Source organism: Candidatus Symbiopectobacterium sp. 'North America' (assembly GCF_015762685.1).
In the GTDB taxonomy this organism is placed as follows: domain Bacteria; phylum Pseudomonadota; class Gammaproteobacteria; order Enterobacterales; family Enterobacteriaceae; genus Symbiopectobacterium.
On record NZ_PEHF01000114.1, the window covers coordinates 1 to 1,335 of the forward strand.

2 protein-coding genes are annotated in these 1,335 nt (G+C 47.6%); one reads left to right on the top strand and one right to left on the bottom strand.

What is annotated here, in order from left to right; genetic code table 11:
- Positions 1 to 275: 275 nt before the first annotated feature.
- Positions 276 to 773, top strand: coding sequence for a YgjP-like metallopeptidase domain-containing protein (locus CS369_RS22525; protein WP_196908782.1), 498 nt, complete (start codon positions 276 to 278; stop codon positions 771 to 773).
- A gap of 48 nt (positions 774 to 821) precedes the next feature.
- On the opposite strand, the gene umuD is transcribed toward CS369_RS22525, so the two are convergent.
- Positions 822 to 1,253: a translesion error-prone DNA polymerase V autoproteolytic subunit gene (gene umuD / locus CS369_RS22530; protein ID WP_196908781.1), complete on the bottom strand. Its 432-nt coding sequence runs from the start codon at positions 1,251 to 1,253 to the stop codon at positions 822 to 824.
- Between the last annotated feature and the right edge of the window lie 82 nt (positions 1,254 to 1,335).

Sequence of the window (1,335 nt, forward strand, 5' to 3'; positions counted from 1 at the left end):
ATAGATAATTATACTTGATTGAGGGTGTGTGCCACCATGATAGGGGAAGACCCGTTTATATACAGTATATTTGTAGGGCAAGGCGATCAAGCGGTATCGCGTGTACTGCCAGTAATACATTGATAGGGGGGAATAACTATTTTATTCACTGCCGGTGCGGGAAAATGACACGGTGCTCGGTATCTGCCAGATAGCCTCCGTGAGCAAAATCGATTAGCATGTCCGTAAATTTTTTGCCCTGTACATTCACTGCTGCTGACACGTTTACGGCCACGATGAGCAAACTGGATTACATAAAGCATTACCCATCAGAACTGATCGCGAGTGTTGATAGCTTGCTGCAATCGGGCAAGCTGGCTGCGGTAATTAAACAAAAGTACCCCGTGCCGCATACGGTGACGAATGACAAACAGCTCTACGACTATGTCAATGGCATAAAAAATCTCTATCTGAAAAAGGAAAGTGCGCTTGCCAAAATTATTTATGACGGTGCGTTAAATCCCGTTAAAGGCACGCTCGGCACCAATAGCTTTATCTCTAAAAATCATGGCGGGAAGTTAAAAGCCAAGAATGAAATCAAGATATCGACCCTGTTCAGGAACGCGCCGGAAGCCTTTTTGCGCATGATCGTGGTGCATGAGTTGGCACACCTGCGTGAGAAGGACCACAACAAAGCTTTTTATCAGCTCTGTTGCCATATGGAGCCGGACTACCATCAGTACGAATTTGACATGCGTTTGTGGTTGATTTGCAGAGAAGAAGTGCTGATTTAACCGGATGTCATGCGTCGAGCGATAAGCGCATTTCTCTTTTCCTTCCCGCTAGTGCATCGCCTTTACCGTAAAGGTGACCACGCCGAATATCTCAAGCGCCTCCTCATGCTGAAAGTGTATCGGTGAATAGCGTGTGTTATGCGGCACCAATTGCAGAAAAGGGCGGGTGCGCAACTCCTTAACGGTAAACTCTCCGTCCACGGCGGCCACAACGATATCACCGTGCTGCGCTGTCAATGCCCGATCAACCACTAGTAAGTCGCCGTCGCCAATGCCGGCATCAATCATTGAATCACCGCTGACGCGGATAAAGTAAGTGGCATTGGGCTGGTTGATCACCAGTTGATTGATGTCGAGCCGATCTTCCATGTAGTCCTGCGCCGGGCTGGGGAAACCACAGGGCACGTGTTCGATAAAAAAGGGCAACGAAGAGGCATTGACGCTGAGTCGTGGAAGCAGTGCGGTAGTGGATAACAGCATGATGATTTTCTCTATATATGTATATAAACGGGTCTTCCCCTATCATGGTGGCACACACCCTCAATCAAGTATAATTATCTAT